A 16,172-nucleotide genomic window follows, 5' to 3' on the forward strand; every position below is an offset into this window, starting at 1 on the left:
CGCCGCTGTAGCCGGTCAGCGAAAAGGACTTCAGCTGACTGTCCAGATTGAGCAGTCCGGATCTGGCGAGCGGATAAACCAGAGCGATAAAGCCGCTGGCGTGGCATCCGGGATTGGCCACTTTCTGCGCGCTCTGAATGGCTGCTTTATGCGCGGCCGAAAGTTCCGGAAAGCCGTACGCCCAGTCGGGCGAAGTGCGATGCGCGGTGGAGGCGTCAATGATTCGGGTATCGAGTCCTTCCATCAGCGAAACGGCTTCGATCGCTGCCGCATCGGGCAGGCAGAGAAAGACCAGATCGGCTTTTTCCATCAGACGCCGGCGTTCGCCGGGATCTTTTCGTTTGTCTTCGGCGATGGTCAGCAGTTCCAGATCGTCGCGGTTTAAAATCCGCTCCTTAATCTGCAGCCCGGTCGTTCCGGCCTGGCCATCGATGTAAATTTTTGGTTTTTTCATACACGTACTGTTTTTTATCTTTTTCCCTGCTCAGAATACCGGCCTATGCATTTTGTGAACATCCGCTTTTTCAAAGGAGACATATATATTCCTGTTTTGCGGGATTTCACCGGTTCTGTATGGGCTGTCTTTTTCCCGTTTTTCCTGCACTTTTCAGGTGAATTTGCGGGGATGGAATCCTGCCTGTCCGGACTCTTTTCTGCCAGGCGTTCGAGCTCTTCCCTGTTCTTCCTATATATCTATATCCTTCTGTATCCTTTATATCTATATCCTTCTATATCCTTCTTTCTGCTTCCGATATATATGGAAAGATATCGAAAGACAGGCGGCACGCAGCGGTTGGATGGAGAGGAAAAATCATCGGAAACGTCGACCGCCGCGACAAGTTTCCTACTGGCGCGGCGGTCTGGCGTAAACATTTCCTTTCCAGAAGAAGCGCGTCTTTTTCCTTTGACGGCTTTCGCTCGGTCTGGAATTATTTCGAAGTTCTGACTTTGGACGTTTTGTGCGCGGCGACAAATTCCTTGGCTTTGGCGGACTGGTCGAGCACGTTTTCCTTGCACGGACCGCCGTACACTTTCCGATCGGCTACAGCCTTGTCGAGATCGATCGCCTGATAAAAGTCTTCGTCAAACAGATCGCAGAGCTTTTCGAGATCGTCGGGGCTGACCTGATCGAGGGTAAGGCCCTTGTCGATGCAGTCAGCGACGAGCGTACCGGTCAGTTTGTAGGCATCCCGGAAGGGCATGCCTTTTTTGGCGAGGTAGTCAGCGCATTCCGTTGCGTTGATGAATCCGGCACTGGCGGCCTGTTTCATCTTGTCCTTGCGTACGCGCATCGTCTTTAACATGCCAGGCAGAACTTTCAGGCACATCTCGACGGTATCAACGGCGTCAAAGACGGCTTCCTTGTCTTCCTGCATGTCCTTGTTATAGGCGAGGGGCAGACCTTTCATGACCGTGAGCAGACCGATCAGATCGCCGTAAACCCGGCCGGTTTTGCCGCGGATCAGTTCGCACATGTCCGGATTTTTCTTCTGGGGCATGATCGAGCTGCCGGTGGAATAGGCGTCGTCGAGTTCGATGAATTTGAATTCCCAGGAGCTCCAGAGAATCATTTCTTCGCTCAGACGGCTCATGTGCATCATGAGGATGGAAAGATCGCTTAAAAATTCAATGCAGAAGTCCCTGTCGCTGACCGCGTCGATCGAGTTGGACATCGGCTTGGAAAAGCCAAGATGTGCGGCGGTAAATTCCCGATCGAGCGGGAACGTCGTTCCAGCCAGAGCGCCGGCGCCCAGCGGACATTCGTCCATGACGTCCAGCGCGTTTTCCAGACGGAGCGCGTCGCGGCGGAACATGTTGGCGTAGGCCATGAGCGTGTGCCCGAAGGTGATGGGCTGCGCTCTTTGAAGATGGGTATAGCCGGGTACGAGCGTATCGGCGTATTCGGCGGCCAGATCGGCCAGAACCGAAATCAGATTGAGCAGCGTGTCGTGAATTTCTTCGGCTTTGGAGACAACATACAGACGCATGTCGAGTGCGACCTGATCGTTGCGGCTGCGTCCGGTGTGGAGCTTTTTGCCGGTGTCGCCGATGGCGGCCGTCAGCAGCTGTTCCACGCATGTGTGAATGTCTTCATACTGGCTGGAAAATTCCACCTGACCGCTGTTCATTTTGTTGAGAAGATCGAGCAGGCCGTGATGAATGTCCTGCTTTTCCTCGTACGTGAGAATGCCCTGTTTTTCGAGCATGCAGCTGTGCACCAGGCTTCCAAGAATGTCCTGGGGATACAGCCGGGAATCAAAAGAAATGGAACTGTTGAAGTCGTTGGCGTCCGCGTCGGTTTCCTTGGAGATCCGACCCGCCCAGAGCTTACTCATTTATTCCACACTGGAGAAATGTTCTCCAGTTTCCTTTGCGAGCTGCTTGTCGTTGATGGCTCTTACCGCGATCGGCAGACCGAAGAGGTTGATGAAGCCGGCGGAATCGCTCTGGTCGTAGCAGTCATCTTCATCGAAGGTGGCCATGCCTGCGTTATAGAGGGAATACGGGGATGTTACTGATACCGGAATCATGTTGCCTTTGTAGAGTTTGAGCGTAACGTCGCCGGTTACGGTTTCCTGCGTGGAATCGACGAAGGCGCTCAGCGCTTTGCGCAGCGGGGTGAACCAGAGGCCGTCGTAGACGAGTTCGCCGAATTTCTGCGCGACGATTTCCTTGAAATGCTTGGTGTTTTTGTCGAGGGTGATTTCCTCGAGCTTGTCGTGGGCTTTATACAGAATGGATCCGCCCGGCGTTTCGTATACGCCTCTCGATTTCATGCCGACCAGACGGTTTTCAACGATATCGAGAATGCCGATGCCATTGGCGCCGCCGATTTCGTTGAGCTTGAGGATGATGTCCTTGGCGCTCATTTCTTCGCCATCCAGAGCGGTCGGTACGCCTTTTTCAAAATGGATGGTGACATTGGTCGGCGTATCCGGAGCCATTTCGGGGGATACACCCATTTCGAGGAAGCCGGGTTTGTTGATTGGAGCTTCGTTGGCCGGATCTTCGAGGTCCAGACCTTCATGGGACAGATGCCAGAGGTTTTTATCTTTGGAGTAGTTGGTTTCCTTGCTGATTTTCAGAGGAATGTTATGCGCTTCGGCGTAGGCGATTTCCTTTTCCCGGCTGTTCAGATCCCAGAACCGCCATGGAGCGATAATATCGATTTCCGGAGCGAACGCCTTGATGGCCAGTTCAAACCGAACCTGGTCGTTTCCTTTACCGGTACAGCCGTGGCAGATGGCATCGGCGCCTTCGGCTTTGGCGATTTCCACAATCCGTTTGGCGATGATCGGTCTTGCGAAAGACGTTCCCAGCAAGTACTGTTCGTAGCTCGCGCCGGCTTTGAGGGACGGTACGATGTAGTCGTCTACAAAGGTGTCGGTCAGATCTTCAATATACAGTTTGGAGGCGCCGGTCTTGAGCGCTTTTTCTTCGAGGCCGTCGAGTTCGCCGCCCTGTCCGACGTTGCCGGATACCGCGATGACTTCGCAGTTGCCGTAATGTTCTTTCAGCCAGGGGATCAGAACGGAAGTATCCAGACCGCCGGAATAGGCGAGGACGATTTTCTTATACGTTTTGTTTTCGTTATGCAGGTTGCTCATGATTTTTCTCCTTGTTCGCTTTCGCTTTTGAATGGTCTGAGAAAGAATGAGAAGAAGATCCAGCAGATTTAAACGTTTATGTATGTATGGATTTTTCGTTTCGGATCTTGTTCTAAGCTGTGCGTATGTATGCGGCGAATGGCTGTTTCTCAGTGTGTGTCAGCCTTTCGCCGGCCTGAATTCAGGCATCGTCGGTCTTCCTGCATGAAATCGCCCCTTCCAAAAAAAAACGTCCTTTCGAATGAAAGGACGATAAGGATCGCGGTACCACCTGTCTTCCCTCTTTCTTGAAGAGGACACTCTCCCATAACGCCGGGTCGCGGGAACAGCTCGATTTCTGTCGCGGTTCCACTCACGGGCACGTTCGCTGCATTCCGGACGCTTCGTTTCACCAGGCCGAAGCTCTCTTTGGACCTTTCTGCAGGTACTATTTCCGATCACTGATTTGATATTCCGTATTCTACCCATTCCATTTTCGAATTCAATCCATTGAAACCGATTTGTTTCTCTTTCTGAAAAAATGCATGAAAACGAGAATATTTCCCGGCATTTTTCTGAAAATTCCTCTTGACGGCCCGAAAAAAGAGGTTTTCTTGCGAAGAGTAAAACGATTCGTATTACTTACGCGATAAAAAGACACGGATTTTGAAATTCAACGCTTCCAAACCGTGTCCTCGTTTTTGAAACTTCTATTGTTCTTCGAATTTTGTCCGTTTTCTTTTTCAGGCTTTGACGCAGCCGTTCCTGCCTTGTCCGGGTTGTCGACCGATGAATCAGAGCTCTTTTCGTCCGAATCCAAATGGGCAGGCAGCGCAATAAACAGACAGATCAGCAGCAGTCCAGCGCTGATCAGCGAAACATAATGATTGAGATACGGACAGAGCAGTGCGCCGATCACGATGCCGAGAAAGTAGGAAATGACCAGAACAAAATAGAGCAGCGCGCGAAACGCGTCTTCCCTATCCTTTTTCTGCAAATACCGTGTCAGGTGCACAAACGTGTTCTGAAAGCCGCTGTTGATGACGACCGTCGCCATCGGATTGCTTCGAATCCGCTTGAAAATAATCGTCTGCAGTCCGCAGCACAAGCCGAAAATCGGATTGGCCAGTGCGTTCCAGGAATCCGGAAGAAACGTGGCGACAATGATCAGAACGATTTCGATCAGAAACGGAATTCTTCGCCATTGCCGATACCCCGGCTTGTCGTGATAATGTTCGGCAATGACAATTCCAGCCGCAAACATCAGCGGCGGAAAAAGATACTTGGTCACGTTGCCAAATTCGCCTTTGGCCAGATCGAGTCCTAAATAGAGCAGGTTGCCGCTCTGACTGCTCGCGAAAACATGCCCGCGCGTCACGTACGTGCAGGCGTTGAGAATGCCGATACCAAGCGTTAAAAGCAGGCCGACGCGCAGCGATTCTTCCCGTTCATCCTTATCGTTTTCGACCAGTTCTCCGATCAGATCCTGTGGATAGTCCATACCTGTATTATCCGACGCGAGCCGCAGGCAAGCCGGCAGATGCCCGAGGCGAACGCTGCGGATTCAGGGTCGCTGGACACAAGCCGTCCCGCTGGCGTTTTTTCTCGCCGGGTTTCTTTTTGCGATTGTGTTTATCCGTTTCAGGACATTTGAACGAAGAAAACGATCACTCTTTTCTTGAGAAAAAGCCGGAAAAGCGCCCTTGGTTTCGCCGGAAAACCAGACGGTCAACACTTGAAAAATGCCTGAAGAATTGGGCGGAGTCTTCCTGCCCGTCTTTTCCTTTGGCGCATTTTGTTGCATAATGATGCATATTTGCACAGCGTAAAAAGGCTTTGTTTATCGCAGATCAAACGCTTTCTGTATTCGTTGTGTGCAATTGTCGTGAAACAGAAGATTTCGCTTTGGAAAGGGGATTTTTCATGTCCGTAACGATACGCGATGTTGCCCGCGTCGCCGGCGTTTCCGCCTCGACCGTCAGCCGCACCATTCGAAACAATCCGGCCATTTCGGAGACCACCAAGGAAAAGGTGCGCAAAGCCATGGAAAAAGTCGGCTACTCCGCACCAGCAAGCGCTTCAACGCTGGTCCAGAACAAGCCGCTTGTCGAAGTCGGCATCATTCTTCCGCCTTCCGCTGCGGATACGTACAACAACCCGTTCTTTCTGGAAGTCATCCGCGGCATCAGCGAGTACTGCAACCAGAACGAAGCGGTCTCCTTACTGTTAACCGGCCGGGATGATCAGGAAGTCATCGAAGCGATCCTTTCCCTTTCCGCGAGCAGCCGCCTTTCCGCCTTCATTCTTCTGTTTTCCCGCGCCGATGATCCCATCGTCGACAAGCTGACCGAAGAAGGCTACGACTACGTGCTGATCGGCTCTCCGCAAAGCCGCAGTTCGCAGACCGTCAGCGTCGACAACGACAACATCGAAGCCGGCAGCAGCGCTGCACGCTATTTGTATGGGCTTGGCCATCGCCGCTTCGCGTTTATCGGCTCCCCGTTCGAGCATCTGTTTTCTGCATCGCGCAAAAACGGTGTGCTTCTCTTTCTTCAGCAGGCTGGCATCGAGGCGCAGAACATGCATTTGATCGAAATGGAACACGGCGATCCCGAAGGGCTTGAAGAAATCGGCCGCCTGCTCGCGCTTTCCAAAGACAAACGGCCAACGGCCTTTGTGACAAGCGACGACCTGCACGCGATGGTCCTTCGCCAGAAAGCCGCGGAAGCCGGCCTTTCCATTCCAGACGATCTGTCCATCGTTTCCTTTAACAATTCCATTTTCGCGACGCTCACCTCCCCGCGTCTGACGTCCATCGACGTTCATCCGCTCCAGCTTGGCCGCGAAGCCGCCGCGCAGGCGATTTTACGGGCGCGCACGCCGCAGTCCATGGCCAGCAAGACCCTCGTTCCGTTCGTGCTCGTCGAGCGCGAAAGCTGTGCTCCAGCCAAATCCTGATTTTCTCCAAAAATATAAACCGCACAAAAAAGCCGTTCGAACGTACCGCTCCCCAATTCAGGGGACGGTAAAGTTCGAACGGCTTTTGATTTTGGATTTATGAATTTTCTGGTGTCTGCTTTGCGGGCGGTTTTCGCCTGTCGGCTTTATTCGTGCGCACCGCGCGAGTCGTCAATTTCAACGAGCAGGCCGTAATGGTCGGAAAGAACAGGCTCCTTCTCTCCGTTAAAGACGACGCGGCTTTCTGTGACGTTTTCCTTATGGCCTGCCCAGATCTGATCGATCCGTTTTGGACCGCTTTGCGGCTGGTTTTCCCAGCCGTCAATGACGCCGCCTACCGTATAGCCGGCATCTTTCTTTTTTGCCAGCACGTACGTATCGAAATAGCCGCTCTGGCGGACGAGATCGGCCGATTCGCCCGGCAAAAACGCATCCGAATTGAAATCGCCCAGTAAATACACCGGCGAATCTTTCGAATGTTTCTCCAGCTGGGGCAGAAGACGCTGCCACTGCAGAGCGAACGGTTCATGCGGATCGTTCCACCAGGAGAGGTGGATGGAATAAAACCAGCCGTCTTCGGTCTGTACGCCCAGAATTCGGCGGGTACGAAAATCCGTATACGTATCGATTTTCGATGCCAGCAGATTTTCCGTCTTCAAAATTTTCTTACGGCTGAAAATAGCCAGCCCTTCGTCGTAGCGGTCGTAGCCGATTTTCATGGGCAGCCAGGCCCATTCGTAATGGAGGCCGGCTTTGGCCAGCCGTCTGGCCAGCGCCAGACCGTGGTTGTCTTCGCGAAGAATCGCCTGTTCCGGCTTCCAGACCAGTGCGCAGGCAAGATCATCTGCCGCAGGAGCATCCATATTCTGGTTGACTTCCTGCAGGGCGATAATATCCGGCTGTTCGTTTTCAATCCAGGCGCAGAAGAGATCCTGTTTTTGCGCCATGTTTGTTTCCTGAAGCGAATGCGTATTGAGGGTGAGCAGTTTCATAGCTCTCTCCTTTCCATTTTTTCAAGAGATTCAGACTGGAATTTTGCGTGGTGTGAATTCTGGACGGCTCTGGCCTTCGCATTTCCTAGTCTGTAAGGACGCTTCTTCTCTTTCGATTGTAAGAAGACGAAAGGGGAATCGAAACGCAAGGACGACAATATTTGTCGATGCCTTTAAAAGAAACGGGCTAAAGCCGTGAAAAAGGGAGCAGCCGCAATGGATCTGCTCCCTTGATTCTTCCCTTGCCGGCCATACAGCCGGTCCTCTTTTCGTAAACTCAGACTCCTCGAGGAGGCGAGGCAGATCTGAGCGCGTGTGCAGATACGGATGGAGGTTTAGAGAATGTCGTTAATATCGGATTTCAGCACGTCGGCTTTTGGTCCGTAGACCGCCTGAATGCCGTTGTCTTTTTTGACCAGGCCCATGGCGCCTTCGGCTTTCCATGCCGGAAGATCCGCCACTTTTTCCACGTCTTTTACCGTAACGCGCAGACGCGTCATGCAGGCATCGACGAGAACAATGTTGTCGCGGCCGCCCAGCAGCGCAATGATGCGTTCGGGCTGCGACTGGCCGCCTTCGGACTTGGACGCCTCCGAAGAACTCGAAGAAGACGCACTCGTATCGTCATCGTCTGTGGTGTAGTTGCCGTTGCGGCCTGGCGTAGCGTAGCTGAACTTGCCGATCATCCAGTAAGCGACAAAGTAGCCGATTCCGAAGAAGACGATGCAGGCGATGATGAAGTTGATGATATCGCCGCCAAGACCCGCCTGAATGGACATCGGGGTACGCATGAGGAATTCCAGATTTCCAAAGGAATGGAGACGCAGGTGGAAGATACCCGCCAGCGCGAATGCGCAGCCCTGCAAAATCGCGTAAACGATGTAGAGAGGAATAGCGCAGAACATGAACATGAATTCCAGCGGTTCGGTAACGCCGGTCAGGAAGACGGCGAGAACGATGGAAATGAACATGGAGCGGTATTTTTTCTTCTTGTCCGGATCGACACGGCGATACATCGCCAGAGCGATACCGAGCAGCAGACCGGTTGCACCGATCATCTGGCCGACTTTGAAACGTGCCGGGGTAACCGTCGTGAGCAGTTCATTGTAGGCTGCCATATTGCCGGCGTTTTTATAGTTGATGAGGTCATTGACCCAGGCCAGCCACAGAGGATCCTGTCCGTAAACGGCGGTTCCCGCCTGTGCGCCGGTAGCAATGACATAGGTGCCGCCAAACGACGTGTAGTTCATCGGAATCGTTAACATGTGATGCAGACCAAACGGCAGCAGCAGACGTTCGAGCGTTCCGTAAATGAACGGCGCAAGAATCGGCGAAGTTTCCGAAGACGTCGCGATCCATTCTCCGAAGCTGTTGATGCCCAGCTGAACCATCGGCCAGAAAATCGAAAGAATCAGCGCGATGATGACGGACCATACGATGACAACGAGCGGTACGAAGCGCTTGCCGTTAAAGAAGGCCAGGGCATCCGGAAGTTTGCGGTAGTTGTAGTACTTGTTGTAAATGATGGCGCCCGCGAAACCGGAAATCATACCGATGAACACACCCATGTTCAGCGCCGGCGCGCCGAGAATGTTGACGAAGTAGTTGGCGACGGGCATCGGCTGTCCAAACAGCGTATGCGTGATCGCATTCGGGTCCGCTAACATGTCGGTCGTGACACCGAAAATCTGACCGGTGATGCTGTTGATCAGGATGAAGGCGATAACCGCCGCGAACGCGCCGCCGGCTCTTTCCTTCGCCCAGCTGCCGCCGATGGCGACGGCGAAAAGCAGATGCAGGTTGTTAATGATGGCCCAGCCGATGTTTTCCATGACCATACCAATCGTGGTGACGAGGGTAATATCGCCGGCCATCATGCCGACCAGCTTGCCAAGGGAAATCATCAGACCGGCTGCCGGCATCACGGCGATGACGACCATCAGCGCCTTGCCGAATTTCTGAAGCAGGTCGAAGTTGATTTTGAATTTGAATTTTTTCTTTTTGGACGAATCGGATTGATCCGCTTTGCCTTTGGAAGACTTGGACGTGTTTTCCGTTTTATCCCCTTTTTTGTCGGCTTTTTCAGCGTCCTTTTTCTCGTCTTTTCCAGACGCCGGCTTTGTGTCGGCTTCCGGCGCTTCTTCTTTAGCCGGTTCTTCAATGGTGAGAATCGTTTCTTCTCCGCCTTTGACTTTGCCTTCCCGAACGGTGATTACCGCGTCTTTGGGGGTGCTTGTTAATACGATGGCGGTAATGGGGTTGAGGTTTTTCGACTTGAGAAGTTCAAGATCCACCTCGGCAACCGGTTCGCCTTTTCTGACCTTGGATCCGGCTTCCTTGAGAACTTTGAACGCAGCGCCGTCCAGTCCGACGGTTTCGAGTCCGACATGGACCAGAACTTCCGTTCCATCCTCCGCTTTAAATCCGTACGCATGCAGGGTCGGTGCGATCATAGTCAGTTCGCCGTCAACGGGAGCAACGATGGTTCCGTTATCCGGAATTACCGCGGCGCCGTCGCCCATCATCTTCCCGGAGAAGATGGGATCGGGCACTTCCGTAATCTGAACGGCTGTACCGCTCAGCGGCGAGACGATCTGGATCGAAACCGGCTTTTTGTTTTCGCTCATAGGGCCTCCTTTTTCTCTTTCCTGATCTGTGCAATGCCTCGTTTGCATCAATGCGTTTTCCATACCTGTTTTTATGCAACATTGTGCAATTAACAATGCAAATTATAGCGTAAATATCGGGTTTTGAAAGCGCAAAACAAGATATTTCCGGGTAAATTCCGTGATTTTAATGGTTTTGTCCCGTATTCAGAGCGATAGGTTTCGGGCTTTATGCGAATCGCGCATGTTGCACGATCTGTTTGCACAAACAAGGCAGGCGCTTTGAGCGGATCTGGGTCACAGCAGGCTTACTCTATTCTCAGAATCATTCTTTTCCTGCCCGGATGGCGAGCCTGTTTTTTCTGTGCGCCCACGGACGGGTTTCCCCTTTCCCCAGCCTTTTTTGGCTTGCGTTCTGATCGCGCGGATTAGCGTTTTTCTGGCGCTGTCCTTTGTTTTCTTACTCCATCGACAGATGCCCTCGGGCGGTCGAAACCGGGGAATACGCAAAAAGAATGATATATTTTTTTCAACAGGCTTATGCCATCCTGCTTCCCGTTTTCGTTTCTGCCCTTTTCTTTCGAAGAAATTCATCCCCGAACTGGCGCAGAACGTTTTTTTCGATCTCTTCGAAAGGAGCCGCTTTATGCATACCGTTTCCCAGTCTTTTTCCCTGTTCAGAGAGCGATTGCGCGCCAATCGTCTGATCGCGTATTCTCTGCGCCATTCTTCCCTGCTTCTCGAACTGCTTCTGACTTTTTTCCTTTTCACATCGTGGATGGGTTTCGTGATCGTATCGGCCCAGGGCGCCGCCTCGTATTCGCGCGGCTTTGATCTGTTCTTTACGATTTTGCGCTACGGAGGCTATGTGCTGATGCTTGGCGCGGCGCTGCTCAGTCTTACCTTGTCGAAGCGACGGCAAAATCCCATCGTCGTCTGGACGGTTCTGATCGTCAGCGTTCTGGTCTTTCTGTTTTCGCGAAGTACAGAATTTGCGATTCTGACCTTGTATCTGTTCGCGTTTCGCTCCCTCAGCCTCCGGCGCGGTCTGCGCGTGTATTTACTCGTGCTGACTACGGTATTAGGGCTCGTTCTCGCATTGAGCGTTTTGCACGTCTTTCCCGATGTGATCATGGATACGGAGCGTTCCCGTCATGCCCTCGGCTTTGCGTGGGTCAGCACAGCGCCGGTTCTCTTTCTGTTTCTTCTGATTGCGCTGCTGCTCTGCGATTTGCGTGCGCTCAACACGACGGCGCTTATGGCGCTTGCGGGCATGAGCGTTCTGTTCTATTTCCTGACCGATACGCGCTTTGCGTTTCTTCTTTCCCTGCTTCTGCTTATTCTGATTGGGCTGCTGCAGTCGCATCCGGCCTGGTTTTCGTTCATGCATAAACGCTGGTTTGGAATCTGTCTGGCGCTTTTGCCGGTCGTTCTGGCAATCGTGGCGCTGGGACTTATGCTGGCGTATACGCCCGGGCAGCCGTTCTGGGAAAGTCTGAACGGACTGCTTTCCGGCCGTCTGGCCAATGCGCGCACCGCGTTCGATCAGTACGGTCTGTCTCTTGCCGGAAAGCACATTGTCTGGCAGGGAAACGGACCGGCCACGACTGCGGGCGACACGTATTTGTATGTCGACTGCTCGTATCTGAATATTTTGCTGAACTTTGGCGTTCTTGAATGGCTGCTCGTGCTGGGATGCTGCTCGTGCATCGCCTGGCAGGCGTACCGCAAGAAAAATGTTCCGCTGATGATCGCGCTCTTTATTGTGTACTGCTTCTCGTTTAATGAAGTCCGCCTGTTAAATCCGGTGTTCAACCCCCTGCTTCTGTACGCCAGTCACCTGCTCAGTCAGCCGTTTTCCCATTTGAGCCGCTGGTTTGCTTCGCATTTCAAAACGCGCCGGAAAACTGCCCGAGCCGCGCATACTTCGGTTCACGAAGCGTCCGAAGACGCCTTTGAAGCGGACGGACACAGCGAGAAGATCCGCAAAGTATCTTCGAAAGCGACGCTGCGTTCATCCAGGCCGGCGGCTTCGACTGCAGGAAAAGGAGGGCCCACGTATGGCGCGTTCTCATCCTGAACAGACGATCGCCGTCGTGGTCACCTACAATCGAAAGGCGCTGCTTGTGGAATGTCTGAATGCCCTTCTCGCGCAAAGTCATCCGTGTTCGATTCTGATTGTCGATAACGCATCGACCGATGGAACCAAAGACACCGTGCATGCCTGGAAAAATGATCCGAAAACTTTAGCTTGCCAGAAAAGCCGCAATCTTCAGATCGTCTATCATCGCCTTGACGAAAATATCGGCGGTGCCGGCGGTTTTTGCGAAGGGCTGCGGCAGGCCGTTTTGATGGGCTATTCCTGCGTCTGGGGAATGGACGATGACGCCATTCCGGGCCCCGATGCGCTGGCCGCTCTGCTCGCCTTTGGCAAAGCGCACCCGGATTTTGGCTTTCTCGCCTCCAAAGTGCTCTGGAAAGACGGATCGTACTGCCGTATGAACGAACCCAAATTCATCGAGGGAAAGCAGTCCGACGAAATGGACCGGCCGATCCGGCAGGCTTCCTTCGTTTCCTTTTTCCTGCGGGCTCAGGTCATTGAAGCGATCGGTCTGCCCCTGAAAGATTTCTTCATCTGGGGCGACGATGTCGAATACACCAGACGGATCAGCGCAAGCTATCCGTGCTGGTACGTTCCCGAAAGTGTCGTCATTCATAAATGCGCCGACAATGTCGGCTCCGATATCAGCCGGGCTTCACATGACCGGCTGGATCGCTATCGCTATGCGTATCGCAATGAGGTGTATATTGCGAGACAGGAAGGCTTTTCGCGCAAGCTGTATCAGATGGCGAAAATTTGCCTGCACACTGCACGGGTTCTTGTCCATGCTCCCGATCATAAAAAAGAGAGGCTGGCCATCATCTGGTCTGCCTCGAAATCCGGCCTGCATTTTTCCCCACGAAAGGAGACTGTGAATGATCCGCGTACTTGAAGTCTTTCGCGAACCGATTGCCAACGGCGGTCAGGAAAGCTATTTAATGAACATGTACCGCCACATCGACCGAAACAAAGTCCAGATGGATTTTTTCACGCCCTTTACCGTCGATAATCTGGCGCTCCAGAAGGAAATGGAATCCATGGGGGCGCACGTCTTTGCGGCCGGACATCCCTTTGGCGAACACAACAACGCGGTTTTCAAATCGTCTTTAGAGACGTTTTTAAAAGAACATCACTATCCTATCGTTCACTTTCATTCCGGCAGCACGTACGCCCTGATGGAAGGCTCCAAGCTGGCCCGAAAAGCCGGCGTGCCCAACGTCTTTGTCCACTCGCACTGCGGCGGCTTTGACAATCTCAAGTACCGCGTCATCAAGACGATCTCGATTCCGTACCTGCTCAAATACCCCACCAAATATCTGGCCTGTTCGGATCTGGCGGCCCGCTGGAAATTTCCGCCGTCCATCATTCGAAACCATCAGTACACCGTGTTAAAAAACGCAGTAGACCTGAACGAATTCCACTTTGAACCCGCCTGGGGAAAGGAAATCCGCAAGGAGCTGCACATCGATCCCGGCACGCTGGTCATCGGCCACGTGGGACGGTTCAGCGTCCAGAAAAATCACCCGTTTCTGATCGAAGTGTTCGAACAGATTCATCAGCGCCGCCCCGATTCTGTCCTGCTTCTGGCCGGTCAGGGCGAAACGATGGACGAAATCCGTCAGCTTGTCTCGCAAAAAGGATTAGACGATGCCGTGAAATTTCTTGGGATTCGTAAAGACATCGCCCATCTGATGAATGCGATGGACGTTTTTGTCCTTCCCTCCTTTTTTGAAGGACTTCCCGTCGTCGGCGTCGAAGCACAGTGCACCGGTCTGCCCGTCGTAACGTCCACGCTGGTGGCGCATGAGCTGCCGATCGAATCGCTGGCGCTCTATTTGTCTCTGGATGATTCGCCAGCGACATGGGCCCAGAAGATTCTCGAAGAAGCTGCCCGTCCGCGCGCCGACACCCGCGATGAAATCATCGCGTCCGGCTACGAAGTGAAGGAAGCGGCCAGAAAGCTGGAAATGATTTATTTGAACGCCGGAAAGGAAAGCCAGAAATGACAGAGGGCAGACTGCGGCAGTACATCATCATGCATAAAGCCTTTACACCCCCTGCCGATCCGTCTTTTGTTCCGCTTCAAGTCGGCTTTGGCGAAGATCTTGGCTATTTGCGCGACAACACGAAAGACAACATCGCTTCCAAAAACAAAAGCTGGTGCGAACTGACGGGGCTGTACTGGATCTGGAAAAACGATACCGAAAGCGACTGGATTTCGATCAGTCACTATCGCCGCTACTTTGGAAAAAACAAAGCAATGAGCGGTCCGGAAATTCTCAAGGCTCTGGACGGCTATGATGTGTGCCTGGCGGAATTCGAACCGTATCGCGAAAGCGTCTATGAACAGTACTGCATCGAATCCGGCTTTGCGCAGGATCTCGATACGCTTCGAGAAATTCTTGCCGCGAAAAGCAAAAAGGATGTGCAGGCGTGGGATGCGATCATGGCGCAGGGCGGCATCAGCCAGTACAACATGATGGCCTGCTCCAAAGCACGCTTTGACGACTATTGCGCCTGGCTTTTCCCCATTCTGGAAGAACTGGAGAAACAGATATCGCTGGACGGCCGCAATGCCTACCAGCAGCGTATTTACGGCTTTCTTTCCGAGCGGCTGCTCAATGTATACGTGCGTTCCCGCGATCTGCGCGCCCACCGTCTGCCCGTCTGGCAGCCGGAACTGAGCCGGTCGCAAAAACTGCGGCTTTCCCTGCGGCGCGTCAAAAACCGAATGATCTTTTCGCTTTCAAAAAAACATTCGACCCCGGACGCGCACGCGTGAGCCAAGGCCGGAGAAGTCGAAAACGAAACGAACGAAGAATAAAGATGATGAAGACGAAAGAGGATGAAAAAAACTGCGTATTTGCGGTATTTTTCATCCTCTTATTGTTTTCACTTCGTTTTCTGGGCTTCCTTTTCCATCACGAAATTCGTCAGGAGAACGCCGCGGCGTTCCACCTGCTGGGAATGGATGACGCGATAGCCCCGTTTTTCAAAGAACGGTCTGGCCGTAATGGACGCGTGAACGGTAATCGTTTTGTCGACGCTCTGTTCGAGCCGGTCGCAGATCGTGCTGGCAATGGCCTGATTCTGTCTGTCCTTATGCACGTACAGGCGGTCGAGATAGCCGCTCGAATCGATATCGCCAAACCCGACGATTTTCCCGTTTTCCACAGCCACCAGCGTGTAATGCGCCAGAAAGGACTGGCACCAGGCTTGCGGATCTTCTTTTCCAGTCGCCCAGACATCGAGCTGTTTGGGGGAATAGTCTCGGGCGTTGATCGTATGGACGGTGTCATAAAACAATTCCAGCATTTCCCTGCAGTCCGCAGGCGTGTACGCTCTCAGTTCCATGCGATGGTTTCCATCCTTTCCATTCGATCGATCCTTGCCATTTTCTCCTGGCAGTCCCGCTTTTTCTTCCCTCTTGCTTCTGGTTCCCGTTCCGCTTTATTCGATCGGGCTTTTGGCAGAAGGCATCCAGTGAAACGTGCCTTCCAGCACGCAGACGGCCGGTCCGGTCATCCAGGCGGACTCTTCTTCATCGATATCGATGTGAAGCGCTCCGCGCTTAAGTTTGACATCCACGCTTGTGCCGCAGAGGCCTTTGCGATGGGCGTCGATGACGCTTGCGCAGGCGCCCGTTCCGCAGGCCAGGGTTACCCCGCAGCCGCGCTCAAACGTCTGAATCTCGATCTGATCGGGCGAAAGGACATGAATGAAGTTGACATTCGTCTTTTCGGAAAACAGCGGATGCTCGCAAATGGCGCGGCCTTTTGCTTCGATATCGCCCATGGCGTTTTCATCAAAAACGAGGGTGTGAACGGTCGACATGAAAAAGGAATCAATCGAAACCGTCTGATCGCCAATCGACAGCGGCCAGTTGTAAATGCGGGCGTCCGGATCGGATACATGAACGCCAATGGCT

The 16,172-nt window shown here is 52.9% G+C and carries 12 protein-coding genes, 2 pseudogenes and 1 other annotated feature; of the genes and pseudogenes, 6 read left to right on the top strand and 8 right to left on the bottom strand.

What is annotated here, in order from left to right; genetic code table 11:
- Nucleotides 1-454 (bottom strand): annotated as a pseudogene (locus ACLUYS_RS05725) (N-acetyl-gamma-glutamyl-phosphate reductase); the annotation flags it as partial.
- 45 nt (nucleotides 455-499) lie between these two features.
- Here ACLUYS_RS05725 and ACLUYS_RS05730 point away from each other — a divergent pair.
- A complete protein-coding gene (locus ACLUYS_RS05730; RefSeq protein ID WP_230266554.1) occupies nucleotides 500-946 on the top strand; it encodes a hypothetical protein in 447 nt (148 codons plus the stop codon).
- On the opposite strand, the gene argH is transcribed toward ACLUYS_RS05730, so the two are convergent.
- The 3 genes from argH to ACLUYS_RS05745 all read right to left on the bottom strand — a co-directional run bounded on the left by argH (nucleotide 930) and on the right by ACLUYS_RS05745 (nucleotide 5,088).
- Nucleotides 930-2,336 (bottom strand): argininosuccinate lyase, encoded by a 1,407-nt coding sequence (gene argH / locus ACLUYS_RS05735; protein WP_230266553.1) that lies wholly within the window; start codon nucleotides 2,334-2,336, stop codon nucleotides 930-932. The two genes, ACLUYS_RS05730 and argH, sit on opposite strands and share 17 nt — an antisense overlap.
- Nucleotides 2,337-3,608 carry an argininosuccinate synthase gene (locus ACLUYS_RS05740; RefSeq protein WP_230266552.1) on the bottom strand — a complete coding sequence of 424 codons (1,272 nt, stop codon included), beginning with the start codon at nucleotides 3,606-3,608 and terminating at the stop codon, nucleotides 2,337-2,339.
- Between the two features lie 242 nt (nucleotides 3,609-3,850).
- Nucleotides 3,851-4,058, bottom strand: a binding site (T-box leader).
- A gap of 202 nt (nucleotides 4,059-4,260) precedes the next feature.
- Nucleotides 4,261-5,088 (bottom strand): YoaK family protein, encoded by an 828-nt coding sequence (locus ACLUYS_RS05745; protein ID WP_288338798.1) that lies wholly within the window; start codon nucleotides 5,086-5,088, stop codon nucleotides 4,261-4,263.
- 422 nt (nucleotides 5,089-5,510) lie between these two features.
- Between ACLUYS_RS05745 and ACLUYS_RS05750 the strand changes: the two genes are divergently transcribed.
- The gene (locus ACLUYS_RS05750; RefSeq protein WP_412659359.1) at nucleotides 5,511-6,545 is read left to right on the top strand and encodes a LacI family DNA-binding transcriptional regulator; all 1,035 of its coding nucleotides are present in this window, start codon (nucleotides 5,511-5,513) and stop codon (nucleotides 6,543-6,545) included.
- A 146-nt stretch (nucleotides 6,546-6,691) separates the two neighbouring features.
- Here the strand turns inward: ACLUYS_RS05750 and ACLUYS_RS05755 are convergent, their stop codons facing one another.
- Nucleotides 6,692-7,537 carry an endonuclease/exonuclease/phosphatase family protein gene (locus ACLUYS_RS05755; RefSeq protein WP_288338800.1) on the bottom strand — a complete coding sequence of 282 codons (846 nt, stop codon included), beginning with the start codon at nucleotides 7,535-7,537 and terminating at the stop codon, nucleotides 6,692-6,694.
- Nucleotides 7,538-7,872: 335 nt separating this feature from the next.
- Complete coding sequence (locus tag ACLUYS_RS05760) at nucleotides 7,873-10,164, bottom strand: PTS transporter subunit IIBC (protein ID WP_412659360.1); 2,292 nt, start codon at nucleotides 10,162-10,164, stop codon at nucleotides 7,873-7,875.
- A gap of 625 nt (nucleotides 10,165-10,789) precedes the next feature.
- On the opposite strand from ACLUYS_RS05760, the gene ACLUYS_RS05765 reads away from it, so the two are divergent.
- Genes ACLUYS_RS05765 through ACLUYS_RS05780 form a run of 4 tightly spaced genes read left to right on the top strand, consistent with a single transcriptional unit; the run spans nucleotide 10,790 to nucleotide 15,026 of the window.
- A complete protein-coding gene (locus ACLUYS_RS05765; protein WP_412659361.1) occupies nucleotides 10,790-12,223 on the top strand; it encodes a hypothetical protein in 1,434 nt (477 codons plus the stop codon).
- Complete coding sequence (locus ACLUYS_RS05770; RefSeq protein ID WP_288338803.1) at nucleotides 12,204-13,136, top strand: glycosyltransferase family 2 protein; 933 nt, start codon at nucleotides 12,204-12,206, stop codon at nucleotides 13,134-13,136. The genes ACLUYS_RS05765 and ACLUYS_RS05770 overlap by 20 nt, the downstream gene beginning before the upstream one ends.
- Nucleotides 13,120-14,250, top strand: coding sequence for a glycosyltransferase (locus ACLUYS_RS05775; protein ID WP_288338804.1), 1,131 nt, complete (start codon nucleotides 13,120-13,122; stop codon nucleotides 14,248-14,250). The genes ACLUYS_RS05770 and ACLUYS_RS05775 overlap by 17 nt, the downstream gene beginning before the upstream one ends.
- Nucleotides 14,247-15,026, top strand: a complete 780-nt coding sequence (locus ACLUYS_RS05780) for a DUF4422 domain-containing protein (protein ID WP_288876265.1) — start codon at nucleotides 14,247-14,249, stop codon at nucleotides 15,024-15,026. Before ACLUYS_RS05775 ends, ACLUYS_RS05780 begins: the two co-directional genes overlap by 4 nt.
- A gap of 110 nt (nucleotides 15,027-15,136) precedes the next feature.
- On the opposite strand, the gene ACLUYS_RS05785 is transcribed toward ACLUYS_RS05780, so the two are convergent.
- Both ACLUYS_RS05785 and ACLUYS_RS05790 read right to left on the bottom strand, forming a co-directional pair.
- Nucleotides 15,137-15,598: a GNAT family N-acetyltransferase gene (locus ACLUYS_RS05785; protein ID WP_230266543.1), complete on the bottom strand. Its 462-nt coding sequence runs from the start codon at nucleotides 15,596-15,598 to the stop codon at nucleotides 15,137-15,139.
- 96 nt (nucleotides 15,599-15,694) lie between these two features.
- Nucleotides 15,695-16,172 (bottom strand): annotated as a pseudogene (locus tag ACLUYS_RS05790) (diaminopimelate epimerase); the annotation flags it as partial.

Origin of the sequence: Allobaculum sp., assembly GCF_047010065.1 — a bacterium.
Lineage (GTDB): Bacteria > Bacillota_I > Bacilli_A > Erysipelotrichales > Erysipelotrichaceae > Allobaculum > Allobaculum fili.

Bases quoted from the DNA above. Each gene is read 5' to 3' on its own strand.
- ACLUYS_RS05770 (WP_288338803.1), top strand. From the start codon at position 12,204: ATGGCGCGTTCTCATCCTGAACAGACGATCGCCGTCGTGGTCACCTAC.
- ACLUYS_RS05755 (WP_288338800.1), bottom strand. From the start codon at position 7,537: ATGAAACTGCTCACCCTCAATACGCATTCGCTTCAGGAAACAAACATG.
- ACLUYS_RS05730 (WP_230266554.1), top strand. From the start codon at position 500: ATGCATTTTGTGAACATCCGCTTTTTCAAAGGAGACATATATATTCCT.
- ACLUYS_RS05760 (WP_412659360.1), bottom strand. From the start codon at position 10,164: ATGAGCGAAAACAAAAAGCCGGTTTCGATCCAGATCGTCTCGCCGCTG.
- ACLUYS_RS05750 (WP_412659359.1), top strand. From the start codon at position 5,511: ATGTCCGTAACGATACGCGATGTTGCCCGCGTCGCCGGCGTTTCCGCC.
- ACLUYS_RS05765 (WP_412659361.1), top strand. From the start codon at position 10,790: ATGCATACCGTTTCCCAGTCTTTTTCCCTGTTCAGAGAGCGATTGCGC.
- ACLUYS_RS05740 (WP_230266552.1), bottom strand. From the start codon at position 3,608: ATGAGCAACCTGCATAACGAAAACAAAACGTATAAGAAAATCGTCCTC.
- argH (WP_230266553.1), bottom strand. From the start codon at position 2,336: ATGAGTAAGCTCTGGGCGGGTCGGATCTCCAAGGAAACCGACGCGGAC.
- ACLUYS_RS05745 (WP_288338798.1), bottom strand. From the start codon at position 5,088: ATGGACTATCCACAGGATCTGATCGGAGAACTGGTCGAAAACGATAAG.
- ACLUYS_RS05785 (WP_230266543.1), bottom strand. From the start codon at position 15,598: ATGGAACTGAGAGCGTACACGCCTGCGGACTGCAGGGAAATGCTGGAA.
- ACLUYS_RS05780 (WP_288876265.1), top strand. From the start codon at position 14,247: ATGACAGAGGGCAGACTGCGGCAGTACATCATCATGCATAAAGCCTTT.
- ACLUYS_RS05775 (WP_288338804.1), top strand. From the start codon at position 13,120: ATGATCCGCGTACTTGAAGTCTTTCGCGAACCGATTGCCAACGGCGGT.